The organism is Acetobacter orleanensis, assembly GCF_001581005.1.
GTDB lineage: Bacteria > Pseudomonadota > Alphaproteobacteria > Acetobacterales > Acetobacteraceae > Acetobacter > Acetobacter orleanensis.
Map to the genome: position 1 here is coordinate 1 of NZ_LHZV01000020.1, position 4,879 is coordinate 4,879.

Annotated in this window: 6 protein-coding genes; all 6 read right to left on the minus strand. The window is 57.3% G+C overall.

Annotation, left to right across the window (positions count from 1 at the left end; genetic code table 11):
* Positions 1 to 210: 210 nt before the first annotated feature.
* Positions 211 to 762 (minus strand): GNAT family N-acetyltransferase, encoded by a 552-nt coding sequence (locus AD949_RS00140; protein ID WP_048836878.1) that lies wholly within the window; start codon positions 760 to 762, stop codon positions 211 to 213.
* Between the two features lie 281 nt (positions 763 to 1,043).
* A complete protein-coding gene (locus AD949_RS00145) occupies positions 1,044 to 2,264 on the minus strand; it encodes a tetratricopeptide repeat protein (RefSeq protein WP_048836877.1) in 1,221 nt (406 codons plus the stop codon).
* Between the two features lie 4 nt (positions 2,265 to 2,268).
* Entirely contained in the window at positions 2,269 to 2,709 is a 441-nt protein-coding gene (locus AD949_RS00150; RefSeq protein ID WP_048836876.1) for an ExbD/TolR family protein, read from the minus strand.
* Positions 2,710 to 2,829: 120 nt separating this feature from the next.
* Complete coding sequence (locus tag AD949_RS00155) at positions 2,830 to 3,255, minus strand: ExbD/TolR family protein (protein ID WP_048836875.1); 426 nt, start codon at positions 3,253 to 3,255, stop codon at positions 2,830 to 2,832.
* A gap of 2 nt (positions 3,256 to 3,257) precedes the next feature.
* Positions 3,258 to 4,280, minus strand: a complete 1,023-nt coding sequence (locus AD949_RS00160) for a MotA/TolQ/ExbB proton channel family protein (RefSeq protein WP_082064876.1) — start codon at positions 4,278 to 4,280, stop codon at positions 3,258 to 3,260.
* A 90-nt stretch (positions 4,281 to 4,370) separates the two neighbouring features.
* Positions 4,371 to 4,879: energy transducer TonB (locus AD949_RS00165; protein ID WP_061504590.1), on the minus strand; the 509-nt coding region annotated here is incomplete at its 5' end.

A 4,879-nucleotide genomic window follows, 5' to 3' on the forward strand; every position in this document is an offset into this window, starting at 1 on the left:
ACAGGCACAGGCACAGGCACAGGCACAGGCACAGGCTGACTCGCACTTGGCGTGCTGGCAACCTTTAAAACTCAGGTTGCCAGTAACACTGTCCTATCCACCTTTTGAGTCCGGCACTGATAAGCGCCGGACTTTTTTATTGCCGAAATCTTTGCACCCACCGCACAGACACTCCGCCCTACGTGCCTAAGTTCCAGACCTGTCTTTGCTTTAAAGACAACGCTGCATGACGCATCGCGTGCCGGGCTGGAAACCGTAGGCTTCTTCTTCCGTGAGAATAGCCCGTAGGTCCGCCTCCAGAGTGGATTCCTCCAGATACTCAAAGCCCATTTTATGGTAAAATGGCGCATTCCAAGGCACATCCCGGCAGGTGGTCAGCGTGATACGTCTGCATCCGGCCTTCTGCGCCGCCTGACATGCAGCCGCCAGCAACGCTTTGCCAATGCCGCGCCCCTGAGCCTGCGCCTCCACTGACACTTCCAGAATATGGAGCCGATCCTCAATGCGTTCGGCTGTCAGAAAGCCGACGGGGCGATCCTTGTCTGTCACAGCAACCCAGCAGGTTCCGTCCTCAAGGCTAGCGAGATGCGTGTCTATGGGGAGACACGGCCCCTCAGCGATCCATGCCAGAGCCGGAAGGGTTTTGAAGCTCTGCGCGGCTGATTTTTCAATATCAGGCAACAGAACAACGTCCTCATACCGCGCGGGCCGTACTGTGGTGGGTGACGCGTTTCTATCGTGGGAAGATGTATTAAAAGACATGCCAACGCTGTGCCATCCACCCGCCGCCTCTCACAAGAAAAAATCGCTTCTAAGGAGAGTGCGTCTCTGAGCCCTCCTTGAACACCAACCAATCCGGGCTGAGACGAACTGAGCGTAAAACCGCCACACACCGCACCAGCATGCACCCGTTGCTTTGCACGGACACCATCATACAACTTCAAGAACCCCGTCTCTGAGTCGTTCCACTGGCGACAAAACTGACAATAAAAAAGGCCGCCCTGTTGAGGCGACCTTTTTCCAAACTCGAAAAATACCAATTTTTATTTGGCGGCAGATAGCTTCAGCACCCAAAGCTGAGCAATGTCCTGCGCGCCCGTCTCACCGTCAACGGTTTTGAACGTGGCAATCGCATCAGCTTTTTTACCAGCAGCCAACTGCGCCAGACCATAGTGGAGACGGGCCACATTCATGTCCGTCACGCCTTTGGTCATCGCCTGCTGCATCAGGCCAAGGCCCTTATCAGCCTGCCCGAAGGTGACGTAATTGTAGCCTACCGTCAGCAGATCATCACCGGTCTTCTGCTTGAGAGCTGCGGCTTCATCCGCCGCGATGGACGCTTTCTTGTCCGCTACGGTTTTCTCCACCATGGCTTTCAGGCGTGCCTGACGCGGTGCTTCAGCACCCTGCCCCAGCACATTGGCCTGATAGCCCTGATTCATCAGGTCCAGCGCAAGCTGCGGCATGCCCGCCTGCATGGCGATTTCCGTCATGTCCATAAAGTCACGCGCCTGAGACACGTTCCCGGCAGCCAGACGGATACGGTACACATCCAGTTGGAGTGAAGGCGGAATTCTGGGGTTCACGATGAGTTCGTGCAGCAGGAGCGCCCAATATTCCTTTTTGGGGTAATAGGTCGCCAGCAGCACATAGGCATGCGTGGAGGTCGCGGAATCCTTCACGGCGGTCGCGCTGGCACCCAGCATCTGGAGCTGAGATTCCGGCGGCGTTTTCTTCGCCTTGATTTCCTGCTCGATCTGCTGCTTCAGCACCCGAATGGAATTGGGATAATCTTTCTGAAGGTAGTAGGACTGCGCCAGAAGCGTATCCAGCGTGGCGTTGGGGCCAACTTCCTTCTGGTAACGCTGAATCGCCTTGATTGCGCTAGGGTAATTCTTAGCGGTATAGGCCATTGTGGCTTCAGACATCAGCATCTGGTGCTTTGTCTCTGTGGGCGTGCGCGGAGAAGCAATCAGCTTGTCATAAGCTGCGGTTGCTTCACCCAGTTGGCCGCCCTGTGTTGCCACGGCAGCACGCATCTGGGTGATGGTGTAAGACTCATAGTCACTCTTGCCCTTTACCGCATCAGCAGCATTCACCGCAGCCATGGCTTTGGTGTAGTCGTGAGCGGACAGAGCGGATTGTGCCTGCTGCAGCGCCTTGCCCACATCTGCTCCCAGCACATCCTCTGCCTGTGCGGCCGGATAAGAGAAAGCAAATGCGGCGCTAGCAAACAGTGCGACGCGTAAAAGACGAGATGACATCAGATCACTGACCTTCTGCGAATTGTTCCTGCCCGACGATACCAAGCTTGGTCACGCCAAGTCGCTGGGCGTCTGCCATAACATGCACCACAGTTTTGTAATCGGCCAGACGGTTTGGCTGGAGATGAACTTCCGGCTGCTTATCTTCCGGTCCGGTTGCGGCTTCCCGCAGGTGGGCCTGAAGGTCTTCCTCACTGGTAACCGGCTGTCCGTTCCATGTAATGCTGTTGTCAAAGTCAACCGCAAGTGTGACCACTGGTGTTTCAACCGTGGACGGCGGCGGGTTGCCCTGCGGAAGGTCAATAGAAACGGCTTGGGTCTGCAACGGAATTGTGATGATAAGCATGATCAGCAGAACCAGCATCACGTCGATCAACGGCGTGGTGTTGATATCGACAATGCCTTCGTCTTCCGTCGTGCTTTCCGATCCGACATTCATGCCCATGGGGTGTCACTCTCTCAAACTCTGGATCCACGGCACGGTCCAAACAAGGCCGGACGCGGGATAGTGGACTGAATCCCACCTCCTCCCCTTGGGGAGAGAAGGTGGAGCCTGCCTGCTTGGTCAGTTGGTTTTTGGTCGCTCGGTAATAAAGTCGATACGATAGATACCAGCTTCCTGACAGGCTTCGATCAGCTTGCCGACAGATTCATAGCGGCTCTTCACATCACCACGGATCTGAATCTGCGGCTGCGGTTTCTGGACCGCTGCCTTTTCGAGCCGATCCATCAGATCAGCCCGGCCTTTCAGTGGCACTTCGTCCCAGTATGCCTGTCCGTTTTGCGCCACTGCAAGCACGACGTTAGACATCATTGTCTGTGTCGGCTGGTTCATATCCTTCGGCAAAGTTACCTTGACCGTGTGGGTTGCAACCGGAATTGTGATCAGAAAGATGATCAGCAACACCAGCATGACATCAACGAGAGGAGTTGTGTTGATCGCCGATACGACGTCGTCTTCTCCCCCGCTGTCTCCGACAGACATACCCATGATTAGCCTACCCGGTTAGAGACGGTTGCGGTGGTGGGGGAATTGTCAGGACGGACAACAATGCGTTCTGCACCCGCACCATGACGCAGGCCACCAATCAGGATGGACTGAAGGTCAGCCGCGAAGTCACGCACACGGTCCATAGCCCCTTTGTTACGACGCACGAGCAGGTTGTAACCCAGCACGGCCGGAACAGCGGTGGCCAGACCAATAGCCGTCATGATCAGAGATTCACCAACCGGACCAGCAACCTTGTCGATGGACGCCTGACCGGCAATGCCGATGGCTGTCAGGGCGTGATAGATACCCCAGACGGTGCCGAACAGACCCACGAACGGAGAGGTGGAGCCCACGGTGCCCAGAAAGGCCAGACCAGACTGAAGGCTGTTCTGGATGTTGTTCACCGAACGCTGAATGGACAGGGAGGTCCAGCTATTCAGGTCGATGGATTCCTGCATCGTGCCTTCATGGTGCTCCGCAGCGACAATGCCCGTGTCAGCAATGTAGCGGAACGGAGAGGTGGATTTCAGGGCAGCTGCGCCTTCCTGAATGGTGCTCTTCGTCCAGAACTGTTTGGTCGCTTCCTTGGCCGCAGAGAACAGACGAGCCTGTTCAATGAACTTGGTGATCATGATGAACCAAGTGCCCAGAGACATGATCAGCATGATCATCAGCACGCCACGGGCGATGATGTCACCATTGGACCACAGAGCGCCAAGACCATACGGGTTGGCTTCTTCTTTTGTGGCCGGAGCCGCTGCGGGAGCGGAGGCATCGGCGGCCGGAGCAGACGCGTCAGGCGCCGGGGCAGCAGGAGCAGCCGTGTCCGACGAAGCCGGTGCAGACGCCGCGGGAGCAGCAGGGGCTGCGGAGTTATCCGTAGCAGCAGGAGCAGCAGGCGCTGATGCAGCAGGAGCGGAGGAAGCATCCTGAGCCAGAGCCAGAACCGGTGTCGCCGTGCCCAGCATGACCGCAAGGGCCGGAACCGCGAGACCCGACACTGGAAGACGAGACAGTCTGATCATGTACCTAAAAATCCTTATCTTTATCGGCCTGATGCACGGGGGCTCCCGGCATCAGGCAGTTTTCTGCAGAATACGGCTTAATTGCCGGGATCAGTCATCCAGTCTGAACCTGATCACATACACCTTGTGAAGTTCCTTGACGGGCACGCCGTTCTTCATGGCCGGGCGATACCGGGCCTTGTGAACGTAATCCAGAGCAGCCTGCGCGAAGGATTGTCCCCCCTGCACGGACTGAACAGAACAGTTGCTCGTCATCCCCGTTGTTTCCACATCACAGGCAACAGTCGCACGGCCTTCAATGTTGTCTTCCTCCATATCTGGCGGATAGACGGGCCGGGCGTTGTTCAGCGGTGACGTTCCTGCCGAAGTATCCGGCGAGTTGGTCGGGGCCGCAGTGGATGCCGGTTCGCTCGACACGGGCGGTGCCGGAGCCGTTGTTGTTTGCGGAGGCGTCGCCTTTTTGGGCGGCGTCCGGGACACATGCTTGATCGGCGGCTTAGGCGGCGGCGGCAGCTGTATCTTCGGCGGAGGAATATACGGCGGCGGCGGAACCGTCATAACCGGCGGCGGCGGCGGCGGCGGCGGCGGCGGCGGTGGTG

Bases quoted from the DNA above. Each gene is read 5' to 3' on its own strand.
- AD949_RS00140 (WP_048836878.1), bottom strand. From the start codon at position 762: ATGTCTTTTAATACATCTTCCCACGATAGAAACGCGTCACCCACCACA.
- AD949_RS00145 (WP_048836877.1), bottom strand. From the start codon at position 2,264: ATGTCATCTCGTCTTTTACGCGTCGCACTGTTTGCTAGCGCCGCATTT.
- AD949_RS00150 (WP_048836876.1), bottom strand. From the start codon at position 2,709: ATGGGCATGAATGTCGGATCGGAAAGCACGACGGAAGACGAAGGCATT.
- AD949_RS00155 (WP_048836875.1), bottom strand. From the start codon at position 3,255: ATGGGTATGTCTGTCGGAGACAGCGGGGGAGAAGACGACGTCGTATCG.
- AD949_RS00160 (WP_082064876.1), bottom strand. From the start codon at position 4,280: ATGATCAGACTGTCTCGTCTTCCAGTGTCGGGTCTCGCGGTTCCGGCC.